Origin of the sequence: Chryseobacterium mucoviscidosis, assembly GCF_002177115.1 — a bacterium.
In the GTDB taxonomy this organism is placed as follows: domain Bacteria; phylum Bacteroidota; class Bacteroidia; order Flavobacteriales; family Weeksellaceae; genus Chryseobacterium; species Chryseobacterium mucoviscidosis.
Genome location: NZ_MVAG01000239.1, coordinates 1 through 244, shown reverse-complemented (window position 1 = coordinate 244; position 244 = coordinate 1). Strand labels below are relative to the sequence as shown.

At 48.8% G+C, this 244-nt stretch carries 1 pseudogene; it reads left to right on the top strand.

The annotated features are described in order from the left end of the window. Window positions 1-244, top strand: a pseudogene (locus tag B0E34_RS22985) (acetate kinase); the annotation flags it as partial.

Genomic DNA, 244 nt, shown 5'->3' with positions numbered 1-244 from the left:
GTATACCAGCTCCGTAGTGATTGATGAGTCTGTTATTCAGGGTATCAAAGATGCAGCTTCTTTTGCACCGCTGCACAACCCGGCTCACCTGATCGGTATCGAAGAAGCTCTGAAATCTTTCCCACAGCTGAAAGACAAAAACGTTGCTGTATTTGACACCGCATTCCACCAGACTATGCCGGAAGAGTCTTATCTCTACGCCCTGCCGTACAACCTGTACAAAGAGCACGGCATCCGTCGTTAC